Below are 23306 nucleotides of genomic sequence, written 5' to 3' on the forward strand. Positions count from 1 at the left end.
TTTATTTCAGTAGATGTAAGGCTTAACGGCTTACCTGAAACTCTACACGACGGTTTTTAGCTCTTCCCTCTTCTGCATCGTTAGAAGCAACCGGCTGAGCGGCACCATAACCTTTTATAGTTAGATTCGCGGCAGGAATACCGGCATTGATCAGGTATGATTTAACAGAGTTAGCCCTATCCACAGACAAAGACATGTTGTGCGAGGCTGATCCTTCCAGCGAAGAATGACCGTTCAGTACGAATTTTGCAGAAAGATCCTTTTTCATCTCTTTCGCCATTTTATCCAACACTTCAAAAGATGAAGTCTTTAGCACTCCTGAATCAAATTCAAACAATACATTGGTAAAAGTATAATCTGGTTTTTCTTCAACAGGTGCCGGCTCTGCTTTCTTTTCTACTGGCGCTGCTGGTACAACTTTCTCTTCGACAGGGGTTACTTCTTTCTGTACCGGAGGCACTGGCTTCGCTGCAACTTTTCTTGTTTTACAAGATTGTAATGTAATGGCAAATAAGGCAAAAACTGCCAATAATAAACTGGTTCTTAAAATTTTCATTTGTTTATAATTTGTTTTCATTTGTGATGAAGCTATCAGATTTTTAACTTTAATAAAATGGCTTTTGCGTTCAAGAACTCGCAAGCTCAGTTTATTCATACCATTACTTGGTTTTGATAAATCATGATGGCTTCATTTGTTGTTTGTGTTTGTGTCTGTAATAATATAAATAAGTATCCTATTCTAAAAAGACAGCGTGTAACTAAAACGCAACAAACCACAAAATCATATGAATGAGTATGATTTTCACGAAAAAACTTTTGCATCCCGAAGGTGTTGTTATGAAATGGCACTCATCAAATTCACCAGTAAAGGCATTTATTGTAAGCAAGGCGACTTTTATATTGATCCATGGAAACCAGTAAAACTGGCGGTAACAACACATGGCCATGCAGATCATGTGAAATGGGGCAATGACGCTTATTTATGCCATGAACTCACCAAACCTGTCTTGAATCAGAGACTGGGCCAGGATCTCAACATCCAAACACTGGCTTATCGCAAAGAAATTAGCATTAATGGAGTTAAGATCAGTCTTTTTCCTGCCGGACATGTAATTGGTTCAGCTCAAATCAGGCTCGAATATAAAGGCGAGGTATGTGTGGTTTCCGGTGATTATAAAGTTGAGTCAGATGGGATCAGTACTCCTTTTGAACCAGTGAAATGCCATACTTTTGTTTCCGAGAGTACATTCGGCCTGCCAATTTATAAGTGGCAGCCTCAGGAGATTGTCTTATCCGGAATTAAAGATTGGATAGCAGACAACCACGACAAAAAGAAAACAAGTGTGCTGGTGGCTTATAGCTTAGGAAAAGCACAACGGCTGATCCATGGACTCGCTGGTTACAGCGACATTTACGTCCACAATTCTATTGCTAATCTCAACGAAGGATTCATCGCCGCTGGTGTTAATTTACCTGAGACCATCAGGATTACCGCAGATACCAAAAAAGACGATATGCAGAAAGGAATAGTCATCGTCCCTCCTGCCCTCGCTGAAGGGCGATGGATTAAAAATCTGAGTAACCCGGCCACAGGCGCATGTTCGGGTTGGATGCAGGTACGTGCCGGACGAAGGTGGCGAAGTGCTGACGCGGGTTTTGCTTTGAGTGACCATGCAGACTGGCCTGGTCTTTTATCTGCTATAAAAGCGACGGAAGCCGAAAAGGTATTTGTTACGCATGGATTTACAGCAACTTTTTCCAAATACCTCAATGAAATAGGCATTTCTGCAGAAGAAGTTAAAACACAATATGGCAATGAAGAGGAAGAAGAAAAGGAGATCATTTCATGAGACGCTTTACTGAACTGATCCAAAAGCTCGAAATGAGTAACAAGACCAACGATAAGATTACGGCATTGGTTGAATACTTCAACGAAGCAGACGACCTGGACAAACCTTACGTGATTGCTATGTTCACCGGTAAAAGACCTAAACGTCCTGTAAATACAGCCTTAATCAAACTGTGGGCTATTGAACAAAGCGGTATCCCGGAGTGGCTTTTTGCGGAAAGCTACCATAGTGTGGGTGATTTAAGTGAAACCATCGCACTGATCCTGCCTCCACCCGAAAAGACCATCGACCGTAAACTGCACGAATGGATCAATGATTTAAGTGCTTTGCATGGAAAGGACGATGACTACAAAAAGAACTTTATCCTGGATTCCTGGAATAGTCTCGAAACTCAGGAGCGGTTTATTTTTAATAAACTCATCTCCGGTAATTTTCGGATTGGTGTATCTAATAAAATGCTTGTCAATGCCTTGGCCAAACAAAGTGATACAGATAGCAATAAGATCATGCACAGCATCATGGGCAAATGGCAGCCTGCAGAAATCACTTTTGACGAGCTCTTACAAGGGGCACATGTCAATACCGACAACTCCTGGCCTTATCCATTTTGTCTTGCTTATGCTTTGGAAGCTGAACCCGGCTCCCTTGGCGAAGCCTCTGAATGGCAGGCAGAATGGAAATGGGATGGCATACGCGGACAAATTGTAAAGCGCAATGGTGAGCTGTTCATCTGGTCAAGGGGTGAGGAATTGGTTACAGATCAGTTTCCGGAACTGCATTTCCTGCTCAATGAACTGGAAGATGGCACTGTACTCGATGGAGAAATCCTTTCAGTAAAAGATGGAAAAGTACAATCCTTTAGCACCTTACAACAACGCTTGAATCGCAAAACGATCAACAAATCACAACTGGAGGAAGCGCCTATCGGCTTCTTTACCTATGATCTACTGGAATTCAAAGGTAAAGACATCAGGGAAGAATCAATGGCCTCCAGACGGGAGAAACTGGAAAAGGTAATAGCAGGTTTAAAGACCACCAATATCGTAGCTTTGTCTCCTACAGTAGCTTTCAGTAACTGGGATGAACTGGCGGAAATCAGGTTAACCTCCCGGGAGATCAACAGTGAGGGTATTATGCTCAAGAAACTGGATTCCATTTACCACGCCGGAAGAAAACGCGGTGACTGGTGGAAATGGAAGATCAATCCCTACACAGTGGATGCTGTGATGATCTATGCTCAAAAAGGAAGCGGCCGCAGGGCCAACTTTTATACAGATTATACTTTTGCCGTTAGAGATGGCGACAAATTGATTACCATTGCTAAAGCCTATTCCGGACTTACAGATAAAGAAATCAAAGAGGTAAATTCTTTCGTATTAAAGAATGCGGTGGAGAAATTCGGCCCTGTACGTACGGTGAAGCCAGAGCTTGTTTTTGAAATTGCCTTTGAGGGAATTGCGGAGAGTAAAAGACATAAAGCCGGACTTGCATTAAGGTTTCCCCGCATCGCCCGGTGGCGCAAAGATAAAAAGGCCGATGAGATCAATACATTGGATGACTTAAGGCAATTATTGCAGTCAACCCTATAATGATCTCTATACACTCCGTTGTATTTTAATCTTGTTTTTAATTTGCTTGTATATTGGAGTAATTTTGGTTTTTTCCTGCAAAAGCAAGACAATAGCAAGAGAGGAGCAAGAGAAAAGCAAGACAAAAGCAAGAGAAATATAGAGCACAATCAAACAAAGCATGCCTGGATCAAGCTACAACATACCAAACCTATTCCTTCTCTTTTTGTTATATAATGCGTATGAAATTAATCAGCAGCAAAGGATATAAACAGGTCATCGCCTGGCTAAAAAAAATCAAAAAAAAGCCTTTTAAGTTTCAAACCGATGCCTGGCAATATTATGCTGAAGGATATTGTGGTCTCGTCAACGCACCAACCGGATTTGGAAAGACTTTTTCCATGTTTCTTGCCGTAGTCATAGATGAGCTGAACAAGAAAGACGAGCTTCCTAAAATCAAAACTGCTAAGAAAAAACAACATACCGGCCTAAAGCTGATCTGGATTACACCCCTGCGTTCGCTGGCTAAAGACCTGGCACGTGCCATGCGTGAGGTCTGCGATGAACTGGAGCTGGACTGGATGGTAGGCGTACGCAATGGCGATACCTCTCAGAGTGAGAAGCTGAAGCAGAAAAAACAAATGCCCGAGGTACTCATTATCACGCCTGAAAGCATGCATTTGCTGCTCGCACAAAAAAGTACATTCAATTATTTTGATGAATTGCAATGCATTGTAGCAGACGAATGGCATGAACTCATAGGAAGCAAGCGGGGTGTAATGGCTGAACTTGCCATTTCGAGGATCAAGGGCATGGTTAATAAACATCATCCGGAAAGATTGCTAAGGATTTGGGGCATATCAGCCACCATAGGAAATATGGAACAGGCTATGGATGTATTGGTGCCCTACGAAGACGTCCTCAAAACCATCATCAAGGCTGATATAGAAAAGAAGATCCAAATCAAATCGATTCTCCCGGATCATATAGACATGCTGCCCTGGGCAGGTCATCTGGGGCATAAACTGGCCCACAAGCTGTTGCCCATTATCCATAAAAGCAAAACAACACTGATATTTACAAATACGCGGGGACAGGCAGAATTGTGGTACCAGACATTGCTGGCGCAGGATGAAACCCTGGCCGGCCAACTGGCCATTCACCATGGTTCTATAGATTATGAACTTAGAAACTGGATTGAAGATGCCATTCATACAGGCGTCTTAAAGGCAGTAGTATGCACTTCCTCTCTGGATCTGGGTGTAGATTTTAAACCAGTAGACACAGTAGTTCAAATTGGTTCACCTAAAGGCGTAGCCCGATTTCTGCAGCGGGCAGGACGTAGTGGTCACTCACCGTATGAAACTTCCAAAATCTATTTCCTGCCAACTCATGCGCTGGAACTTGTAGAGGCGGCGGCTATAAAGGAAGCAGCCCGCACTCAAAATATTGAAAGTCGGGAACCTGTAGTCATGGCGTTTGATACTCTGATCCAATACCTCGTTTCGCTTGCTGTAGGTGATGGTTTTGATGATGAGCAGATTTTTTTTGAGGTAAAGCAAACTCATGCTTTCAGGGAACTGTTGCCTCAGGAATGGAGCTGGATCATGCGGTTTATCACCACTGGCGGCGACAGTCTTACGGCTTATACAGAGTTTAGCAAAGTAAGTAAGGATGAAGATGGATTATGGAAGGTAAAAAGTCGGCAAATCGCTATGAGGCACAGGCTTCACATAGGTACTATAGTGAGCGATGCGATGGTCAAAGTGAAATACCTGTCCGGGGGATATGTGGGAATGGTGGAAGAATCTTTTGTAGCTAAGCTAAAACCAGGCAGCAGTTTTTCACTGGCAGGCCGGGTACTTGAGTTTATCATGATTAAAGATATGATGGCGATGGTGCGGAAAAGCAAGCAAAAAACGGCCATGAGTCCGAGCTGGATGGGCGGACGGATTTCACTTACGTCGAATCTGGGCGCTGTGTTGCGCCAAAAATACAATGAAACACTAGACAAAGAACATGATGATGAGGAATTGGACCTTATACTTCCGCTTTTTCAGCGACAGGCCAAAGTATCTCATGTACCTAAAAACGACGAGTTTCTGATAGAGCTGATCAATACCCGGGACGGTTATCATTTATTTGCATACTCATTCGAAGGCAGGCAGGTCCACGAAATCATGGCCGCATTAATCGCCTATCGATTGGGCCGGGTAAAGCCTATTAGTTTTTCCATCGCTATGAATGATTATGGTTTCGAATTACTCAGTGAGCAGCCCATTCCCCTCGATGAAGAAAATATAAAAAACCTTTTTACACCGGAAAACCTGGCGGCCGATATTGTAGCCAGTATCAATTCAACGGAAATGGCCAGAAGAAAATTCAGAGACATTGCTTGTATCTCCGGACTGGTATTTCAAGGTTATCCGGGAAAATACATCGCAAACAAACACCTGCAATCCTCAGCAGCATTATTTTTTAATGTGTTTAGTGATTATGATAAACATAACTTATTATTGCGTCAGGCTTATGATGAAGCATTTTATCAGCAGATTGAAGAGCCTCGGCTTGCCGCAGCACTGCATAGGATACAAGGCAGCAAAATTGTAATTATAAAAACCGACAGCTATACGCCCTTGTGTTTTCCCATTAAAGTCGATAGCCTGAGAGACAATATGAGTACTGAGGAACTGAGCCAAAGAATAGAACGAATGACTGCCGAAACAGAGAAAAAGAACCAGAGAAGACGACAATGATTATAAATTGCAGAGGAGAAGAATTAATATTGAGTAAGCAGCGTGCGGTATACTGGCCCGCGAATGAAACCCTCATCATCAGTGACCTGCACATTGGGAAATCTGCTCACTTTAGAAAATCCGGCATACAGGTTCCCGACACTGTAGGCCATACCGATCTTCAAAGATTGAATTCACTCATGAAAGAATTTAATCCGAAAACGTTATTAGTCACGGGTGATATGTTCCACAACAACATCAATAGCGATGCAAATGCTTTTACTGAATGGAGGAATACTCATCCAAATTTAAAGGTGGTGTTGATTAAAGGAAACCACGACGCGCTTAAAAATGAGGATTATACAGCGTTGGGAATTGAGGTACACAACAAAGAATTGCTTTGCAAGCCATTTCGATTTATACACGATAAGCCCAAAGAATTTGATGAATATTATAATATATCAGGACATATACATCCTGGCGTAACATTATACGGTAAAGCCAAGCAACGATTGAAATTTCCCTGCTTTTACTTTGGAAATCACTGCGCAGTACTACCCGCCTTTAGTGTTTTTACCGGATTGCAGTTATTGAAACCTGAAGAAGGAGATCGCCTGTATGCAATTACGCCAGAGCAGGTAGTTGCAGTTTAATATTCAGATTTGTCATCCATTCATCAAACATTTCCTGCTCAATCTTAATCACTATTTCAGCATGCTTTTCCCAGTCTGCAGAAAATGTCCTAAGCTGATTCAGCATCTCCTCCAGATGCCCTTCCTCTTCCAGGATAATAGATTTTACAGTTACCTTACTTCCGGCATTTGTCAACACCTGCTGATAAACAGGATAAAGTTCATCTGCACGCACCTCAATGGCATAAGTAACAAACAGATAAGCAGCAAATTTCAGGTCATATCCACTGAGGTTAAACTCTTGCTTTAAGTAGCGACATACAGCCACATCCAGCGCATTTAAATAAAACTTGGTTTGATTGGGAGTCAGCAGTTCATCATTTGTATAAGTTTTACAAAGTTCTCCATCTAGCTTATCCAATTGTTTCTTTAAATAGTAAGCATGGCGATGCTCTTCCGCAGCGTGTTTTAGAATAATCAGGTTTACATTTTCTTTATGTTCGGATGCTGAAATCTTTTTTGCTCCTGCATTTTCCATATAAGAAAGGGTATTCAGCCACTTGGCATGAAGGGAGTTATCGTTGACTATATTTTCTAAGATCGGCTTGATGTTCATTTACTTGCTATTGTTAATTGTTGTTTTCCTTTAACCTGTTTACTATATCCATCTCTTGTTTGCTATATCACCTCATGTTTGCTATCCGTCATCTCGAACGAATGTGATAGATCTCTTGTTCGTGCTACTTCAAGAGATCTCTCGTCGCTGCGCTTCCCTCGAGATGACGAGCGTAAATACTCGATAAGACTAGATGCATGTCGTGAAGAAACTTATATATCATTCAGTGCTTCAGTTATAGTTCGGTAAATATACATCAGATCCTCATCAATGATAATATATGGAGGTAAAATGTAAATTATATTACCTAAAGGTCTTAAAATAATACCCTTTCCCAGAAAAAACAAATAGAGTTTATTTCTCAGTTCACTCAGGTAAGAACTGTCGGCGCCTGTTTCCCATTCCATGACCAGTATAGTTCCCAATTGCCTTACATCCTTCAATTTCGGATGACCGGTAATCTGTTGTGCAAATTCTTTATGTCTGGCGGTTATTCGTTCAATGTTGGGCAGTGTCTCCGGACTAAGTAAAATATCAAGACTCGCCAACGATGCACTACATGCAATGGGATTGGCAGTAAATGAATGGCCATGATAAAGCGTCTTGAGCTTATCGTCGCTTAGAAAAGCATCAAATATCTTCTGGTTACAGGTGGTTACTCCTAGTGGCATAGTCCCACCTGTCAGGCCTTTAGAAAGACAGAATATATCTGGTTTTGTATTTAAAGCTTCACATGAAAAGTACTTGCCTGTGCGGCCAAATCCTGTCATCACTTCATCTGCAATCGTTAATATGCCATGTTGCTGACAAGTTTCAATCAGTTGATCCAGGTACTCGGCTTCGTACATCAGCATCCCTCCCGCTCCAAGTACCATCGGTTCAAAGATAAAGCAGGCCACTTCATTGGACAGGTAATTGATTTTTGCTTTTAGCTGTGCTATATTCTGCTCGTTTGGAAGGTCTATAAACTCAACATCAAAAAGCAACGCATTAAACGGACTGGTAAAAATACTCCTTCCACTAACTGACATTGCACCGAAGGTATCCCCGTGATAGGCATCTTTAAAAGCTATGATTTTGGTACGGGGCTGCTTGCTGGTATTGACCCAATACTGCAGACACATTTTCAAAGCCACCTCTACTGCTGTCGAACCATTATCAGTATAAAACACCTTTCGCTGATCTCCGGGAAGTAACGGAAGTAACCTTTCTGCAAGTTGTACCGCGGGTTCATGTGTAAACCCTGCAAAAATAACATGCTCAAGGGTCTTGAGCTGCTCAGAAACCTTTTCTGCAATGTGCGGATGTGCATGTCCGTGGATATTTACCCACCAGCTGGAAACCGCATCTATATATCTGTTGCCTTCTTCATCAAATAAATAAACACCCTCCCCCTTTACTATCGGGATATGTGGCAATGCATTTTTCATTTGTGTATAAGGATGCCAGATGACCTTCTGGTCCCGCTCTGCTAAAGTCATTTGCTGTTTTCTTTTAGTAAGATTTCTATTGCCCGCTGATCGGTCTTAAAAGTAACGTGGTTTATGGACAGATTTTTTAATGAAATCCATCTGAATGACTGCAATGTACCCTCTTCAAAATCAAATGCAGTAGTTTTGAAATTAAGTAATAATGGGTGAACCTCTTTTACCAGATAATATATGCTTAGGATCTGGCTATCATTGAAGGAAGATTGTTCGTAAAAATCCGTTGTATAGATGTGGTCCAGTACTTCGATTTCGCAACTACATTCTTCCATAAACTCCCGTTTGAGTGCATCAATGAGTCCCTCTCCAAGTTCTAAACCACCGCCCGGAAACTTACTAAAAGTCCTGCCACCCGATTGTTCATCGCTGATCAGTACCTCCTGATTGTCGTTGATTAAGATGCCGTAGACCCTAACGTTAAAATAGCTCATTGGTCAAAGTGTTTTTGGTTTTTGGTTGCATTATCAATTGTCCACTCAATTTCGGCTCTAAAAGGCTCCTGCCTGACGTGACATTCCTTCATTTTGCAATAATTACAGCAGGCTGGAAGGCAGGGATCTGCATGTATAAAAAGCTCTGTTTTATGATGTGCTTCTCCGTTGATGAGTTCATCTATCGCGGATATTTCATAATGAACCTGGTTGAGGTCGAAATAATAAGGCAGTGTAAAATGGCAATCTATATGCAGATCTGCTCCATATTGCTGCGCACGAAGGTTATGTACATCAATCCAGGGGTCTTTCCTATTGTGCTGTAGAATGGAGATGATGTCTTTGACCAGGTCAATATTGCTTTCATCCATCAGTCCGCCTACAGAGCGACGTGTTAGCTTGTAACCGTTGTAAATTATGTAAATACCCAATAAAATAGAAATCACGCCATCCAGCCAATATATTTCTGTGAGTTTAATCAATATAACACCTGCAACCAGTCCCGCGCTGGTAACCGCATCTGTGAGCAAATGCTTACCGTCTGCTTCCAGCGTAATAGACCTGTGTTTTTTACCTGCATTGATAAGATAGTATCCCACCACCATGTTGACCAGACCAGTTGCCCCTATAATGGTAGCACCTTCAAAAAGATTCGTGATTTCTTTTGGATAAACCAGGTCATATCCTGATTTAAAAACGATGATCAAACCCGCTATAGTGATCAGGGTCCCTTCCAAAAAGGCAGAAAAAAACTCGACTTTACCGTGACCATATGGGTGGTTTTCATCCTTAGGCATAGTCGTGAGGTATATGCTATAAAATGCAAAGCCACTGGCGAGTACATTGACAATACTCTCTGCTGCATCTGTAAGTATGGCGTTGGATTGTGTAATGAAATAAGCTACAAATTTTGCCAGCATGAGCAATATGCTGATGCATAATGCAAGAAGGATCGCTTTCTTTTTAGGTTGCAAATTGAACTGGTTTAGCCCTCAAAAATACATTTTAACCATTGAATTATATGAAAAAGTATTTTTTTTAGTTTATAATTCAGTCAGGTTCATATATTTGCGTTCGCACAAAATTTTATTTGCCTTCGCACAGAATATTATGACATTTTTATCCAAAAGAATCAACAACCTATCTGAATCACAGACCATTAAAATGGCTAAGTTAGGAAGAGAGCTATCCGCAAAAGGAATAGACGTTATTAACCTGAGTTTCGGCGAGCCGGACTTCTTTACTCCTGAATTTGTAAAGGAAGCAGCGAAGAAGGCCGTAGACGATAATTTTTCTTACTACACACCTGTTTCAGGGTATCCTGAATTGCGTAAAGCTGTGGCAGAAAAACTGTTGAGAGAAAATGGATTGACTTATAGCTTTGATCAGATTGTGGTATCTACAGGAGCAAAACAATCATTGGCCAATGCTGTAATGTGCCTGGTAGATCCGGGAGATGAAGTTATTGTTCCTACACCTTACTGGGTATCTTATTCTGAGATGATCAAACTTGGAGAAGGCGAAACAGTATTTATCAATGCTACTGTTGAGAATAACTTTAAAATCACCGGAGCACAACTTGAAGCCGCAATCACACCTAAAACCAAACTTTTCATGTTTTCTTCTCCATGCAATCCGACAGGATCTGTATACACTAAAGAAGAATTAGCCGATCTTGTTGCGGTATTTGAAAAGCACCCAAATATTTACATCATCTCTGATGAGATTTATGAGCACATCAACTTTGTTGGTAAACATGCCTCTATTGCTGAATTTGATTCAATTAAAGACAGGGTAATCCTGATTAACGGTTTCTCTAAATCATATGCGATGACCGGATGGAGAGTTGGTTACATGGCTGCAAATAAAGAGATTGCAAATGCATGTGATAAACTTCAGGGCCAGATTACCTCTGGTACTTCTTCAATTGCCCAACGCGCAGCATTAGCAGCATATCAAGGTGGTTTAGAATCGGTAAATGCTATGGTTGCAGAGTTTAAAAAACGCAGAGATATCGTACATGCTTTATTAACTGAAATACCAGGTGTTAAAGTAAACCTTCCTGACGGCGCATTCTATTTCTTCCCGGAAGTTAAAGCTTATTTTGGAAAGAAAAATGGTGATCAGGTGATCAACAATGCAGAAGATCTTTGTTTGTTCTTATTGAATGAGGCGCATGTATCTACTGTTACGGGTGAAGCTTTCGGAAATGAGGATTGTATCCGTATTTCTTATGCAGCGTCTGAAGATCAATTAAGAGAAGCAGTTCTAAGAATCAAAAACGCATTGGCTAAATTAAGCTAAGCGCTGTTTAATCTTCAAATAAACAAAGCCGGCTGATGATCAGCCGGCTTTGTTGTTTTATGCCTGTGTATTATAACTGATCATCCACTGGATGCCGAATTTATCTTTGAAGCTACCGAAATAGTCACCCCAAAACATATCTTCCATAGGCATCTCTACATTCCCGCCAGCTGAAAGTCCGTTAAACAGACGATCGGCCTCTTCCCTGCTATCTACACTGAGACTGATATACATATTATTTCCCTCTACAAGTACATGTCCGGCTGAAGGTAAGCAGTCGGATGCCATCAGCGTTGTATGTTCGCTGATGGGCAATGATACGTGCATTACCCGATTTTTTTCATGTTCTGGAATCTGGTCAGAACCCGGAACATCACCCATTTTTTGCAAAAAAGTAAATTCTCCGCCAAAAACAGACTTGTAGAAATTAAAAGCTTCCTCGGCCTTGCCGTCGAAGTTTAGGTATGGATGTGCTTTAGTCATATTTATATTTCTAATTATAAGACCAAGTTAAATAAGAAAATTCAGGTCTTAGAGGTGCAGATACGACAAAATACAGGCGATTTTTGCCATTCCAAATCGCAAGTACAATAAAAAAAGAAGATAAATATTATCCTACTATTTGGATTAGGTCTAAATAAACATATATTTGCACCATAAAAAAGCCACACGGTTCGGACCCGTGTGGCAAAACCGGGAAAACCCGGGTTACCTTTAATCGTAGTTAAAAGTCATGCAAATTAAGAATTTTTTGCTATTGGGCATGTTATGTGCTAACGTATTTTTTTCAAAAGCTCAAACAGAGCAAGCCAACCTAAGCGGAAGGCTAACCAGCAGTGCAGGTGAACCAATTCCTGCTGCATCCATTAAACTTCAAAATTCCAGGTATGGAGCCATTTCTGATGACAATGGATACTACAAAATCAGCAATGTAAAACCTGCAAACTACATTTTACAGATTAGTGTTATTGGTTTTAAATCACAAAAAAAAGAAATCAAACTTGTTGCAGGTGAAAATGGGAGCGTAAACTTTACGCTTACAGAAAGCACTGAACTAATGGAAACGGTAACTGTATTGGGCCGCACGAAAGTCCAGGAGGTAAATCGGCAGGCCTTTAATGTGACAGCAGTTGATGCAACCAAGCTTTACAACACTACACTGGATATTTCCGGCGCGTTGGACAGGGTTGCCGGTGTCCGTGTCAGAGAATCAGGTGGTGTAGGTTCCAATTTCAACGTTTCCTTAAACGGTTTTTCCGGCAGGCATATCCGCTACTTTATTGATGGTATTCCAATGGATAATTTTGGTTCTTCTTTCCAAATCAATAATATCCCTATCAATGTGGCAGAACGCGTAGAAGTCTATAAAGGCGTGGTGCCGATGTGGTTAGGATCTGATGCATTGGGCGGAGCGGTGAACATCGTCACAGGAAACAGGCATCGTAATTATGTTGACGCCTCTTATTCTTATGGATCTTTCAATACACATCGTACAGTACTGAACACTGCTGCTACTACTAAAAGCGGACTTACAGTACAGATTAGTGCTTTCCAAAACTACTCCGATAACAATTATAAAACCAATCTGAGAACGTTATTGCAAAACAATATGGAAGCAGACAAAAGAGCGGCTTCGGTAAAAAGATTTCATGATGTATATCACAATGAGACTTTGATCGCCAATGTCGGAGTTGTAGGCAAATCCTGGGCAGATAATCTATTGCTGGGCATGACTTTAGGTCAGAATTATAAGGAAATGCAGACCGCAGCCAGGCCTGAAGCTGTTTACGGACAACTGCACAGACGCGGAAATATTGTGATGCCATCACTGAAATACAAAAAGACTGATTTACTCCCAGGACTGGATTTAACGATAAATGCCAACTATAATCTGGGATATGAAACCACCATAGATACGGCCAGAGCAGACTATGACTGGGATGGCATCCGCGATCCTAAGGTGTCTATGGGCGAACGCGACGGCGGTGGTCATATTGAGTATAAAAACAACAACGGACTTGCCACAGCTATGGTCAGCTACAGGCTCAGTGAGCACCAGGCGGTAGCTGTAAACAATGTATTTTCCACGTTTGACAGAAAGCAGGATAATTTATTGTTTCCTGATCTGAATGCAAAGAATGTTCCGAAGAGAATGGACAAGAATGTACTCGGTTTTGGCTATTCCTATGATGTGAACAATAAATGGAGCCTGAATCTTTTTGGAAAATACATACTCTTAAAGAGTGTTGTAAATAACTCCAACAATAAAAACACAGACCATAAACTAGGATATGGTACCGCTTTGGCTTACTACTTCAACCCCGACTTGCAGATTCGCGGTTCTTATGAACTGACGAACCGCATGCCAGAAGCAAACGAAATTTTTGGTAATCTCGAAAATGAGGAAGGTAATCCTTTGCTAAAGCCGGAAAAGAGTGACAACCTCAATCTGGGCCTGATATACGGATTCAAAGTAAACGAAGTTAATCGCTTTTCAATAACAGCCAATGCGATTTACAGACATTCTAAAGATTTTATCTGGAGCAGGATAGTTGGTGGAACAGGACCAAGAAGGGACTATACTACTTCTGATAACCGTGATGGTGTGCGTACCACAGGTTTTGATACCGAAATCAGGTATTCCTACAAAAACTGGTTGAGCGCGGGTGCTACTGTTACTTATCAGAAACTAGTAAACCTGCAAAAACATGACTTCAATCCTAATACAGGAGCTTATTATCCTGAGGAAAGTCTTGTTTATCTGGATCAGATGCCGAATATTCCTTACCTCTTTGGTAATGCTGACGTATCTGCATCTTTCCGAAACGTATTTGCAAAGGGAAATAACCTGACTGTCGGTTACAATTTACTTTATGTGAACAGATTCTGGCTGGATTGGCCAAGTTTCGGTAACCCTACAGAAGAAGATAAACTCTCCACTCCTATACAGCTTACCCATGATCTGAATTTTGTCTACAGTATGAAAAACGGACGATATAACATTTCCCTGGAGGCAAGGAATATTGCTGACAAAGCTGTATTTGACAATTTTGCCCTTCAGAAGCCTGGACGCGGATTCTATTTGAATTTTAGGTATTTCATCAACAAATCTTAACAATCACAACAATAATAATTTTAAAAAAATCAATATGAAAACAACAATTACCAAAACGCTTCTTGCCTTGGCATTTGTAGGAGTTTTAAGTTCTTGCGACAAGAAAAAAGATAGAGAAGTGATCCCTGAAAACCCGGGAAATTACATCATTGCAGTTACACCGACTGCGATTGCGGGCAAGGCCGACTACCTGCTTACGGCGAGTAGCTTGGAAAGCGGCGCAGTATCTATCGTAGGTAATGGTGTGGAGCAAGATGGTACTTACAGGTACTATGTAACAGCTAATAACAAATTCTTCAGTATGCTTTACGGTCAGGGTAGCCCGGGTGCTGTGACTGTTTACAATATAAATGATGGTAAATTAAAAAAACTGAATGATTTCACATCTGCAACTGTACATGCTTTTGCACCTGTAAACGATGATATACTTACGATAAGAGTTCCCAGAAGAGTTGCTGCAGTGGGTACGCCCACAGTCTACGAATGGTATCGTGTAAACACAACAACCAATGCAGAAGTTGCTAAAGGTACTGTTGACGCAATAACGCCGAGCGGTAATGGCGAAATTGCTCACTTAAGCTGGATCAAACAAGTAGGAAACAAAGTATTTGCGCCATATTTCAGCATATACAACAGCTTCTTCACCAAGTTCCCGGATCAGGCAGGAATTATTGTATTCTCTTATCCAGATATGCAATATGAAAAAACCATTAGAGATACAAGAACAAGCTTTATCGGAAGATACTTTACCGATGGCTTGGGTGTTGTGGAAAATGGCGATTGTTATGCATTTTCATCATCAGTAGCGGCAGATGACGATCCAGCTACAACTGCGGTAGATGCTAAAATGACCTCAACAAAACCTTCTGCTATTACCCGCATTAAGGCAGGTACAACAGAGTTTGACATGAGTTATTTCTTCAACTTCGAAGAGGTTTCAAAAGGTTATGTAATTACCAATTGGTTAAACATCGGTCAAAACAAATTTATTGCGAACATTGAACCGGTAGCCACCAAAGGTCAATATGTGGTAGGTAAGCGTTTAGCTATCGTTGATGTAGTTAATAAAACTGTAACTGGAGTTACCGGATTCCCTGAAGTTGCTCAAATCTCAAGTGTAACTACGACAAACTATAGCCCTAAAGACGGAAAAACCGGTTACATCGGGGTGAATTTAGTAAGCGGAGCTACTTATGTATATAAAATTGATGCGACTACCGCAACCGCTAAGCAAGGAGTTAAGGTTGAAGGTGGTGTGATCACAGCCATTCAGCACCTGCAATAATTATAAAAACAAACTCAAACAAACACATTAAATACACACCAAACAAATTAGAACAATGATCACAGGAAATAAACCTTCAGCGCCGAAAAAGAAGAGCAAGGATTCTCTTTTTAACCGGATCAATAAATGGCTGCACCTCTGGCTGGGCCTGATCTCAGGTGTCATTGTTCTAATTGTTTGTATCACAGGATGTATCTGGGTGTTTAACGAGGAGATCACCGGATTACTGGAGCCTGAAACGAAGGTAGAATGGCAAAATAAACCAGTACTTACGCCTTCACAGCTGACTGCTGTTGCGGCTAAATTATATAAAGACAAAGTGCCTTCCTATGCAAACTACCATCAGGGAGAAGTGATCAACCTCAGCCTGAGAGATAAGGTAGAAAAGAAAGGCGGACGCCGTGGCGGCGGCGGTGGAAGACGTGGAGGTGGTGTACTGCTCAAGATCAATCCTTACAGCGGGGAAGTGATCAGTAAAGAAGTACGCAAACCAGGTGAAACAGATTTCTTCAGGTTCATCCTGAATGGGCACCGTTTCCTTTGGTTGCCTTATGAAATCGGACGGCCTATCGTTAATTATGGAACAATGGTCTTCGTAGTATTGCTCATTACCGGTTTAATCTGGTGGTACCCAAAAAAGTGGAATAAATCTACTACTGATAAGAGTTTCAAAATCAAATGGGGTGCATCGTTTAAGCGGGTAAACCTGGATCTTCACAATGTACTTGGGTTTTATTCCTTGTTATTTTTGCTGGCCATTGCACTAACGGGAATGGTGTATGGCATCAAATGGTACAGTGAGGGGCTATACTGGGTAACAACAGCCGGTGAGAAACTGCCGGAATTCAGGAGAATGGAATCAGATTCCCTGCAGGCGGGTAAGTTTTACACCCCGGTACAAGCTATGGATGCTGCATGGGCAAAGGTGATTGACAAGCATCCTAAATCCACGGGTTTCTATTATAGTTTCCCCGACGCCAAACGTGCTAAAGCAACCATCGACATTACCGTTTACCCTACTGCCGGACAGTTTTACAATAGTCAGGGTTATTCTTTTGATCAGCATACATTAAAGGAACTGAAGCGAAAAGACCCTTACTCCGTTCCGTACGACGAAGCTACGGTTGGACAAAAGCTACGCAAGATGAACTACGATATACACGTGGGCAGTATCCTGGGATTCCCGGGTAAAGTACTGGCCTTTTTAGCTTCACTAATCGGTGCCTCCCTCCCTATTACCGGATTCCTGATTTGGTACGGACGTAAGTTCAAAAAGAAAAAAGGTAAATCTGACAAGCCCGCCTCAAATCAGGCCGGGGATAAAAATCAGCCTAAAAAACCGGTTGTGAAACCTGTTGTAAAAGAGGTGATCTTAAATTAATAAAGAAACTGTTATCAAACATAAAACAATATGAAAAAGACAATATTTACACTTCTGACTGCCCTGCTATGCTTCAGTACAACAGGGTTGTTTGCACATGCATTATGGATAGAAACACCTGCTACGGGCAAGATCGGACAAAAACAAGCAGTCAAAGTATTTTATGGAGAATATGCCGACCTGGGACGCGACAGTGTTTCTACATGGTATTCCGATGTAAAGGATTTTACACTATGGCTAATAGGTCCTGATAATAAAAAAACTCAGCTGACGGTAACACCTGGTTTGAACTATTTCGAAGGAAGTTTTATACCTGAGCAAAATGGTTCTTACACCGTTATCGTAAGTCATGAAGCTAAAGAACTCGGTGGTACTACCAAATATCATTTCCTTTCAAGCGCGGGCGTAAGCGTGGGGAAAACAGCACCAGTAGCAGCGCAGAATACCAATGCACTGAGATTACATCTGGATGATGTTGCCTCATTAAAAGTAAAGAACACCATTAAAATGACGGCTTTCCTTGGCGATGCTGCTGCTGGCAAAAAAGCGGTAACTGTCTTTTCGCCGACAGGATGGTCTAAAGAGTTTTATACAGACGACAAAGGCGCTTTTGAATTTATCCCGCTTTGGGCAGGACGTTATGTTGTTGAGATCAGTGATATGGATAAAAAAGCAACCGGTACCCATCACGGTAAAGATTATACAGGTGTATGGAAAGGTGCTACATATAGCTTTGAGCTAAAATAGGCCATTAATACCCATCAAGATTTTTTAAAGGTCCGGTTTGATGATTCAGATCGGACCTTTATGTTATTGAGTTACATCAAGCCCAGTCGGTCTACAATTTCATAAAGGGTACCCAGGTTAAAATTATAAGTACCACTTAACCACACAGAAATCACCTTTTTATCCTGTCCCATCATTTTCGCAAACTGTGTTCTGGTTATATTACGCTTCATCAGTACATTTTTTATTGCCTCAGCCAGTTCCATTGAAACCTTTATTCGCTTCATTTCTACAGGAGATATGTTCTTGTTCATAGGACGTATTTTAAATCCATTACCTTTCCTTTTCATAAGCTAATCTTATTACTTATGATGGTCAATATGATAGCCAATTGTCCTGATTTCAAATCTGATAAGAGTATTTGTTCTATAAAATGCTTTAAACACGTATTCGGGGGCCAAATATTAACAATCGATGACATTAGTCAGTTCAGCTGCGAAAACAAAATTGGAGAATTATGAGGCATCAAAACATCTAAGTGTAGATATTAATTCTACTTTTTAAGACCTAATGGCTTCAACCGGATCTAGTCGCGACGCAGAATACGCAGGCCAAAATCCTGATATTGTACCAATTGCGAGTGAGACACCAATCCCAAGTATGATATTACTGAGGAATAGGGTAATCTCAAAACCACCGGACTTAGTTAGTAAAGTTACCAGATACACCAGGAACAACCCCAACAATCCACCAAGCAGGCAGAGCACTATAGACTCAAAAAGAAATTGCAGCAAAATGAAATAATTCTTTGCACCCAGTGACTTTTGTATCCCGATGATATTGGTACGTTCTTTTACAGACACAAACATAATATTGGCTATCCCAAAACCGCCAACCAGGATAGAAAAGCCTCCAATGACCCAACCGGCAAGATTTACCATACCAAACATCTTATCCAACTGCTGAGACGCAATAGTACTTTTATTTAATGCAAAATCTTCTTCAGCGCCTGGTTTAATCCTTCTAATAGAACGCATTGCTCCCCTTATTTCACTTTCTATCTCATCTAAAGCGATGTGTTCATACCCTCTCACTGTAATCGTTGGATCATAGCGGTCACTTTCTACATCCATAATTCCTTTTGCAAAATTCAAAGGCATTACAATGTTCTTATCCTGCGACATGCCCATCATATCTTCCCCCTCTTTTTTAAATACCCCGATGACATTCAATTTTCTCCCCATGACAACGATAGATTTGCCTACTGCCGTGGCTCCGTTAAATAAACCTTCAGCAATATCGGCTCCGATAAGCACAACAGGAGAACCTGCCTTGCCTTCATTTTCCGTAAAGTATCTGCCTTCCTGAAAATCAAGGTTCCATGTCTTATTAAAATCCTGAGATGCCGCCCTTATGCCTGCACCCTCTACAGAATTGGCCCGGTATTTTACAGTTCTTTCATTTGCAGATATCTCGTAAGAAACTCCCTGGGCATATTCCAGGCGATCTTTAAGCAATTGATAATCTCTAAGGGAAGGCTCTGGTCTGTTCACATATTTCCACCAGGGATAATCTCCAAATCCACCCCAGGGCCATTTTTGTACAAAAACAGTTTTCGAGCCTAATTTATCCACGCTGGCCTGAAGCTTTGCGCGCAACGAATCAACTGCAGAAAACACAAATATGATGGTGAAAATACCAATAGTGATTCCCAGAAGGGAAAGCATGGTCCGAAGTTTATTTTGGCGCAGTGCATCAGATGCAAACCGAAAACTTTCGCCTATTAGCCTGATAATAATCATAATTGTAGTTTAGACCAAAAGTACCTAAAAAGGTTACAGGTCTTATCCATATAAAGTAAATAATACATTGTCCATAGCTCGCTTGGGATATAAGAGCAATATGTAAGGATTAAACAGGGAGTATACACGCTTTTGAGCGTATTGAAAGTGTGTATACTCCCTGTTTAATCCTTGTTTACTCCCTGTTTACTGTAAGCGAGTTATTATCGTGGTAGAAACCAGTTACTAATTTTATAAAGAAATGACTTAGGTTCAAATAAGTTAATTATAAAATTAAAGATTATATTTTGTAAATTTGCGCCCTTAATTATCACATCGAAAAATATGAAGTTATCTCAGTTTAAGTTTAATTTACCTGAATCATTAGTTGCCAATAATCCTTCAGATGAAAGGGACGAAGCCCGTTTAATGGTTTTGCACAAGGACAGCGGCAAAATTGAACATAAAATATTCAAGGATATTTTAGGTTATTTTGATGATAAGGATGTAATGATATTAAACAACACCAAAGTTTTTCCTGCACGCCTTTATGGCAATAAAGAAAAAACTGGTGCTACTATTGAAGTTTTTTTGTTGCGTGAATTGAACAAAGAATTACGTCTCTGGGATGTACTTGTGGATCCGGCTCGTAAAATCCGCGTTGGAAACAAATTATATTTTGGTGATGATGACCTTCTTGTTGCTGAAGTTGTGGACAACACTACTTCACGCGGACGTACCATCCGTTTCTTATTTGATGGTACTGACGAGGAATTCAGAAAAAATATCGAAATCTTAGGTGAAACACCACTTCCAAAATACATCAAACGTAAAGCAACAGCTCAGGATAAAGAGCGTTACCAAACTATTTTTGCTAAACACGAAGGCGCTGTAGCTGCCCCAACAGCAGGTCTGCATTTCAGCAGAGAGCTGATGAAGCGCTTGGAACTTAAAGGAATAAACTTCGCAGAGGTTACTTTACACGTTGGTCTTGGTACATTCAGATCTGTTGAGGTTGAAGACTTAACTAAGCATAAAATGGATTCTGAGCAATTCATTATTGAACAAAAAGATGCGGATATCGTAAACAAAGCAATAGAAGAAAAAAGAAAGATCTGTGCAGTAGGTACAACTTCTATGCGTGCTATTGAATCAGCTGTTTCTTCAAACAGAACCTTAAAAGCAGCGAATGACTGGACGAGTAAGTTCATCTTCCCTCCTTATGATTTCAGTATCGCTAATTCAATGATTACCAATTTCCACACACCTGAATCAACACTGTTGATGATGGTAAGTGCATTTGGTGGTTATGACTATGTAAGAAATGCTTATGAGGTCGCTTTAAAAGAGAAATACCGTTTTTACAGCTATGGTGACGCCATGCTGATCATCTAATCACAATAATTAATTTTTTGAGATAGGAGATTTGGATCTATAATGATTTAAATCTCCTATTTTTGTTTAAAGACATTTCAAAATGAAACATTATGCCATTATAGTTGCAGGCGGCAGCGGAAACAGAATGAAAAGTACTGTTGCCAAGCAGTTTTTATTGCTCAATGGCATGCCGGTACTAATGCACACCATACAGGCATTTTACAAATGTGTACTGAATCCTGAAATCATTTTAGTCTTAAACATACATCAGCATAGTTATTGGGAAGAATTGTGCCAAACCTATAACTTTAACATCCCTCATCAGGTTGTAAAAGGTGGTGAGCAAAGATTCCATTCCGTTAAAAACGGTTTAAAATATATCAAAGGAAAAGGTGTGGTTGCCGTGCATGACGCAGTGCGGCCACTAATCTCTACCGACCTGATAGAAAGATCCTATAAACAGGCTGCACAGGAAGGCAATTGTGTTTTAGGCATCTCTCCTACTGATTCTGTACGAAGGATAATCAATCCGCATAAAACAGAGGCATTAAACAGGAATGACCTTTTATTGATACAGACGCCACAAACATTTGACGTCGATTTGTTAAAAAAAGCCTATCAAAAACCTTACAGAAATGATTTCACAGATGATGCATCAGTGGTTGAATATTCAGGATTTGAGATAAACATCATTGAAGGAGAAAGAGAAAACATTAAAATCACATTCCAGGAAGATTTGGAAATCGCAAGTATTTTTCTAAAAAAAAAGGGCTTTGATTACTAATCAAAGCCCCTTACGAGATTCAGGTTAAACTATGCTTAAAGCCGCTATTAAGCTGCTCTGTTTATAACCTTTAAGATGATTGCAATAACTGCAATAACTAACAAGATGTGAATTAATCCACCAACATTTGGGCCGAAGCCTTGAAAAAAGAAGCCAATGATCCACAGTATTACTAATACCACGGCAACCAGATAAAGTAGATTTCCCATAACGTTTAATTTTTAGTTATAAATTTTTAGATAGATGTGCGGAAGTACAAACACTTCCGTGACAAATCATAAACAATCATCATTCCAAAAATAAAAAAGCCCCATTTTATTGGGGCTTTTTTTATTTTCTTATAGTTAATATTCGTCTTCGTTGAAGAAGAAGTCGTCCTTTGTAGGATAATCTGGCCATATTTCTTCTATAGTTTCATATGGTTCGCCATCATCTTCCAAAGCTTGTAGGTTCTCAATTACCTCAACAGGTGCTCCAGAACGAATACCGTAATCAATCAATTCATCTTTTGTTGCAGGCCATGGAGCGTCTTCCAAATGCGATGCGAGTTCTAATGTCCAATACATATTTCTTATACTATTTAGTTATTCTTAATTTATTCGCAAAAGTATATTAAAAAACCTGAGCAAAACAAACTTTTTTTTCAACCTTTTTCAAGCATCAACTAATGCCCGAATCAAAGTCTGGGAAGCCAGATATTTTCTTCCGTCCCAGCATCTGAATTCAGTTTTCGTGCCAAAACAAACAAATAATCACTTAAACGGTTCAAATATATGGTCATTTTTTCGTCAACATAACTATCTGAAGCCAAATGAACGGTTAGCCGCTCTGCTCTCCTGCAGATACATCTGGCTATATGGCAGTAAGAAACTACTGTATTCCCTCCAGGAAGTACAAAATGCTTTAATTCCGGAAGTTGCTCATTCATCTGGTCCATCTCCTGCTCCAGCAACAGAATATCGCTATCGTGAAGGTCCGGGATTTTCATTCTGGACTTCTCAGGATCAGCAGCTAGGGACGCACCTACAGTAAATAGCCTGTCCTGAATTTCTTTGAGGAGTTTTTGATGATGAGGATCTATATCCTGGCACATGATCAAACCTATGTATGAGTTCAACTCATCTACGGTTCCATAACATTCGATGCGAAGGTGAAATTTTGGAACCCGGGTACCGCCAATTAAGGAGGTCAATCCCTTGTCACCTGTTTTTGTATATATCTTCATGAAGAAATA

The 23306-nt window shown here is 40.6% G+C and carries 22 protein-coding genes; 11 read left to right on the top strand and 11 right to left on the bottom strand.

Annotated features, from left to right (window positions below):
- Positions 1-22 precede the first annotated feature (22 nt).
- Positions 23-556: an OmpA family protein gene (locus tag R2Q78_RS04360; RefSeq protein WP_316789221.1), complete on the bottom strand. Its 534-nt coding sequence runs from the start codon at positions 554-556 to the stop codon at positions 23-25.
- Between the two features lie 229 nt (positions 557-785).
- On the opposite strand from R2Q78_RS04360, the gene R2Q78_RS04365 reads away from it, so the two are divergent.
- The 4 genes from R2Q78_RS04365 (at position 786) to pdeM (ending at position 6806) form a co-directional block, all read left to right on the top strand.
- Positions 786-1850 carry a ligase-associated DNA damage response exonuclease gene (locus R2Q78_RS04365; RefSeq protein WP_316789222.1) on the top strand — a complete coding sequence of 355 codons (1065 nt, stop codon included), beginning with the start codon at positions 786-788 and terminating at the stop codon, positions 1848-1850.
- Complete coding sequence (locus R2Q78_RS04370) at positions 1847-3439, top strand: ATP-dependent DNA ligase (RefSeq protein WP_316789224.1); 1593 nt, start codon at positions 1847-1849, stop codon at positions 3437-3439. The genes R2Q78_RS04365 and R2Q78_RS04370 overlap by 4 nt, the downstream gene beginning before the upstream one ends.
- A 221-nt stretch (positions 3440-3660) precedes the next feature.
- Entirely contained in the window at positions 3661-6174 is a 2514-nt protein-coding gene (locus R2Q78_RS04375; RefSeq protein WP_316789226.1) for a ligase-associated DNA damage response DEXH box helicase, read from the top strand.
- Positions 6171-6806 carry a ligase-associated DNA damage response endonuclease PdeM gene (gene pdeM / locus R2Q78_RS04380; protein WP_316789228.1) on the top strand — a complete coding sequence of 212 codons (636 nt, stop codon included), beginning with the start codon at positions 6171-6173 and terminating at the stop codon, positions 6804-6806. Before R2Q78_RS04375 ends, pdeM begins: the two co-directional genes overlap by 4 nt.
- On the opposite strand, the gene R2Q78_RS04385 is transcribed toward pdeM, so the two are convergent.
- From R2Q78_RS04385 to R2Q78_RS04400, 4 genes are all read right to left on the bottom strand, one after another.
- Positions 6778-7401: a hypothetical protein gene (locus R2Q78_RS04385; protein WP_316789230.1), complete on the bottom strand. Its 624-nt coding sequence runs from the start codon at positions 7399-7401 to the stop codon at positions 6778-6780. The genes pdeM and R2Q78_RS04385 overlap by 29 nt on opposite strands.
- Positions 7402-7613: 212 nt before the next feature.
- On the bottom strand, positions 7614-8882 hold the full coding sequence (gene bioA / locus R2Q78_RS04390; protein ID WP_316789232.1) for an adenosylmethionine--8-amino-7-oxononanoate transaminase: 1269 nt from the start codon (positions 8880-8882) through the stop codon (positions 7614-7616).
- Positions 8879-9319 carry an NUDIX domain-containing protein gene (locus tag R2Q78_RS04395; RefSeq protein WP_316789234.1) on the bottom strand — a complete coding sequence of 147 codons (441 nt, stop codon included), beginning with the start codon at positions 9317-9319 and terminating at the stop codon, positions 8879-8881. Before R2Q78_RS04395 ends, bioA begins: the two co-directional genes overlap by 4 nt.
- Positions 9316-10239: a cation diffusion facilitator family transporter gene (locus tag R2Q78_RS04400; RefSeq protein ID WP_410478478.1), complete on the bottom strand. Its 924-nt coding sequence runs from the start codon at positions 10237-10239 to the stop codon at positions 9316-9318. Before R2Q78_RS04400 ends, R2Q78_RS04395 begins: the two co-directional genes overlap by 4 nt.
- 190 nt (positions 10240-10429) lie before the next feature.
- Here R2Q78_RS04400 and R2Q78_RS04405 point away from each other — a divergent pair, with 190 nt between their 5' ends.
- The gene (locus tag R2Q78_RS04405; protein ID WP_316789238.1) at positions 10430-11623 is read left to right on the top strand and encodes a pyridoxal phosphate-dependent aminotransferase; all 1194 of its coding nucleotides are present in this window, start codon (positions 10430-10432) and stop codon (positions 11621-11623) included.
- Positions 11624-11680: 57 nt separating this feature from the next.
- Here R2Q78_RS04405 and R2Q78_RS04410 read toward each other — a convergent pair whose 3' ends face one another.
- On the bottom strand, positions 11681-12106 hold the full coding sequence (locus R2Q78_RS04410; RefSeq protein ID WP_316789240.1) for a VOC family protein: 426 nt from the start codon (positions 12104-12106) through the stop codon (positions 11681-11683).
- Positions 12107-12356: 250 nt separating this feature from the next.
- Here R2Q78_RS04410 and R2Q78_RS04415 point away from each other — a divergent pair, with 250 nt between their 5' ends.
- The 4 genes from R2Q78_RS04415 to R2Q78_RS04430 are packed head-to-tail and all read left to right on the top strand — an operon-like array spanning position 12357 to position 18151.
- A complete protein-coding gene (locus R2Q78_RS04415; protein ID WP_316789242.1) occupies positions 12357-14738 on the top strand; it encodes a TonB-dependent receptor in 2382 nt (793 codons plus the stop codon).
- Positions 14739-14772: 34 nt separating this feature from the next.
- Positions 14773-16023, top strand: coding sequence for a DUF4374 domain-containing protein (locus tag R2Q78_RS04420; RefSeq protein ID WP_316789244.1), 1251 nt, complete (start codon positions 14773-14775; stop codon positions 16021-16023).
- A 55-nt stretch (positions 16024-16078) separates the two neighbouring features.
- Entirely contained in the window at positions 16079-17404 is a 1326-nt protein-coding gene (locus R2Q78_RS04425) for a PepSY-associated TM helix domain-containing protein (protein ID WP_316789246.1), read from the top strand.
- A gap of 30 nt (positions 17405-17434) precedes the next feature.
- On the top strand, positions 17435-18151 hold the full coding sequence (locus R2Q78_RS04430) for a DUF4198 domain-containing protein (protein ID WP_316789249.1): 717 nt from the start codon (positions 17435-17437) through the stop codon (positions 18149-18151).
- A gap of 71 nt (positions 18152-18222) precedes the next feature.
- Here R2Q78_RS04430 and R2Q78_RS04435 read toward each other — a convergent pair whose 3' ends face one another.
- Positions 18223-18444: a helix-turn-helix domain-containing protein gene (locus R2Q78_RS04435; protein WP_169304394.1), complete on the bottom strand. Its 222-nt coding sequence runs from the start codon at positions 18442-18444 to the stop codon at positions 18223-18225.
- A gap of 246 nt (positions 18445-18690) precedes the next feature.
- Positions 18691-19932: an ABC transporter permease gene (locus R2Q78_RS04440; RefSeq protein WP_316789254.1), complete on the bottom strand. Its 1242-nt coding sequence runs from the start codon at positions 19930-19932 to the stop codon at positions 18691-18693.
- A gap of 324 nt (positions 19933-20256) precedes the next feature.
- On the opposite strand from R2Q78_RS04440, the gene queA reads away from it, so the two are divergent.
- The gene (gene queA / locus R2Q78_RS04445; protein ID WP_316789256.1) at positions 20257-21306 is read left to right on the top strand and encodes a tRNA preQ1(34) S-adenosylmethionine ribosyltransferase-isomerase QueA; all 1050 of its coding nucleotides are present in this window, start codon (positions 20257-20259) and stop codon (positions 21304-21306) included.
- 82 nt (positions 21307-21388) lie between these two features.
- Positions 21389-22072, top strand: a complete 684-nt coding sequence (locus R2Q78_RS04450) for a 2-C-methyl-D-erythritol 4-phosphate cytidylyltransferase (protein ID WP_316789258.1) — start codon at positions 21389-21391, stop codon at positions 22070-22072.
- A gap of 47 nt (positions 22073-22119) precedes the next feature.
- Here the strand turns inward: R2Q78_RS04450 and R2Q78_RS04455 are convergent, their stop codons facing one another.
- The 3 genes from R2Q78_RS04455 to R2Q78_RS04465 form a co-directional block, all read right to left on the bottom strand.
- Positions 22120-22281: a lmo0937 family membrane protein gene (locus R2Q78_RS04455; RefSeq protein ID WP_316789259.1), complete on the bottom strand. Its 162-nt coding sequence runs from the start codon at positions 22279-22281 to the stop codon at positions 22120-22122.
- Positions 22282-22416: 135 nt separating this feature from the next.
- Positions 22417-22638 (bottom strand): DUF2795 domain-containing protein, encoded by a 222-nt coding sequence (locus R2Q78_RS04460; RefSeq protein ID WP_008240955.1) that lies wholly within the window; start codon positions 22636-22638, stop codon positions 22417-22419.
- 110 nt (positions 22639-22748) lie between these two features.
- Positions 22749-23297, bottom strand: coding sequence for a cob(I)yrinic acid a,c-diamide adenosyltransferase (locus R2Q78_RS04465; protein ID WP_316789260.1), 549 nt, complete (start codon positions 23295-23297; stop codon positions 22749-22751).
- Positions 23298-23306 lie beyond the last annotated feature (9 nt).

It is taken from the genome of Pedobacter frigoris (assembly GCF_032678645.1).
GTDB lineage: Bacteria > Bacteroidota > Bacteroidia > Sphingobacteriales > Sphingobacteriaceae > Pedobacter > Pedobacter frigoris_A.

Excerpts from the sequence above, each read along its gene's own strand:
- R2Q78_RS04425 (WP_316789246.1), top strand. The coding sequence starts at position 16,079 with ATGATCACAGGAAATAAACCTTCAGCGCCGAAAAAGAAGAGCAAGGAT.
- R2Q78_RS04465 (WP_316789260.1), bottom strand. The coding sequence starts at position 23,297 with ATGAAGATATATACAAAAACAGGTGACAAGGGATTGACCTCCTTAATT.
- R2Q78_RS04405 (WP_316789238.1), top strand. The coding sequence starts at position 10,430 with ATGACATTTTTATCCAAAAGAATCAACAACCTATCTGAATCACAGACC.
- R2Q78_RS04410 (WP_316789240.1), bottom strand. The coding sequence starts at position 12,106 with ATGACTAAAGCACATCCATACCTAAACTTCGACGGCAAGGCCGAGGAA.
- R2Q78_RS04375 (WP_316789226.1), top strand. The coding sequence starts at position 3,661 with ATGAAATTAATCAGCAGCAAAGGATATAAACAGGTCATCGCCTGGCTA.
- R2Q78_RS04360 (WP_316789221.1), bottom strand. The coding sequence starts at position 556 with ATGAAAATTTTAAGAACCAGTTTATTATTGGCAGTTTTTGCCTTATTT.
- R2Q78_RS04385 (WP_316789230.1), bottom strand. The coding sequence starts at position 7,401 with ATGAACATCAAGCCGATCTTAGAAAATATAGTCAACGATAACTCCCTT.
- R2Q78_RS04420 (WP_316789244.1), top strand. The coding sequence starts at position 14,773 with ATGAAAACAACAATTACCAAAACGCTTCTTGCCTTGGCATTTGTAGGA.
- R2Q78_RS04435 (WP_169304394.1), bottom strand. The coding sequence starts at position 18,444 with ATGAACAAGAACATATCTCCTGTAGAAATGAAGCGAATAAAGGTTTCA.
- R2Q78_RS04450 (WP_316789258.1), top strand. The coding sequence starts at position 21,389 with ATGAAACATTATGCCATTATAGTTGCAGGCGGCAGCGGAAACAGAATG.
- R2Q78_RS04400 (WP_410478478.1), bottom strand. The coding sequence starts at position 10,239 with ATGCTGGCAAAATTTGTAGCTTATTTCATTACACAATCCAACGCCATA.
- R2Q78_RS04440 (WP_316789254.1), bottom strand. The coding sequence starts at position 19,932 with ATGATTATTATCAGGCTAATAGGCGAAAGTTTTCGGTTTGCATCTGAT.
- R2Q78_RS04460 (WP_008240955.1), bottom strand. The coding sequence starts at position 22,638 with ATGTATTGGACATTAGAACTCGCATCGCATTTGGAAGACGCTCCATGG.
- R2Q78_RS04415 (WP_316789242.1), top strand. The coding sequence starts at position 12,357 with ATGCAAATTAAGAATTTTTTGCTATTGGGCATGTTATGTGCTAACGTA.
- R2Q78_RS04370 (WP_316789224.1), top strand. The coding sequence starts at position 1,847 with ATGAGACGCTTTACTGAACTGATCCAAAAGCTCGAAATGAGTAACAAG.
- R2Q78_RS04365 (WP_316789222.1), top strand. The coding sequence starts at position 786 with ATGAATGAGTATGATTTTCACGAAAAAACTTTTGCATCCCGAAGGTGT.
- queA (WP_316789256.1), top strand. The coding sequence starts at position 20,257 with ATGAAGTTATCTCAGTTTAAGTTTAATTTACCTGAATCATTAGTTGCC.
- R2Q78_RS04395 (WP_316789234.1), bottom strand. The coding sequence starts at position 9,319 with ATGAGCTATTTTAACGTTAGGGTCTACGGCATCTTAATCAACGACAAT.
- pdeM (WP_316789228.1), top strand. The coding sequence starts at position 6,171 with ATGATTATAAATTGCAGAGGAGAAGAATTAATATTGAGTAAGCAGCGT.
- R2Q78_RS04455 (WP_316789259.1), bottom strand. The coding sequence starts at position 22,281 with ATGGGAAATCTACTTTATCTGGTTGCCGTGGTATTAGTAATACTGTGG.
- R2Q78_RS04430 (WP_316789249.1), top strand. The coding sequence starts at position 17,435 with ATGAAAAAGACAATATTTACACTTCTGACTGCCCTGCTATGCTTCAGT.
- bioA (WP_316789232.1), bottom strand. The coding sequence starts at position 8,882 with ATGACTTTAGCAGAGCGGGACCAGAAGGTCATCTGGCATCCTTATACA.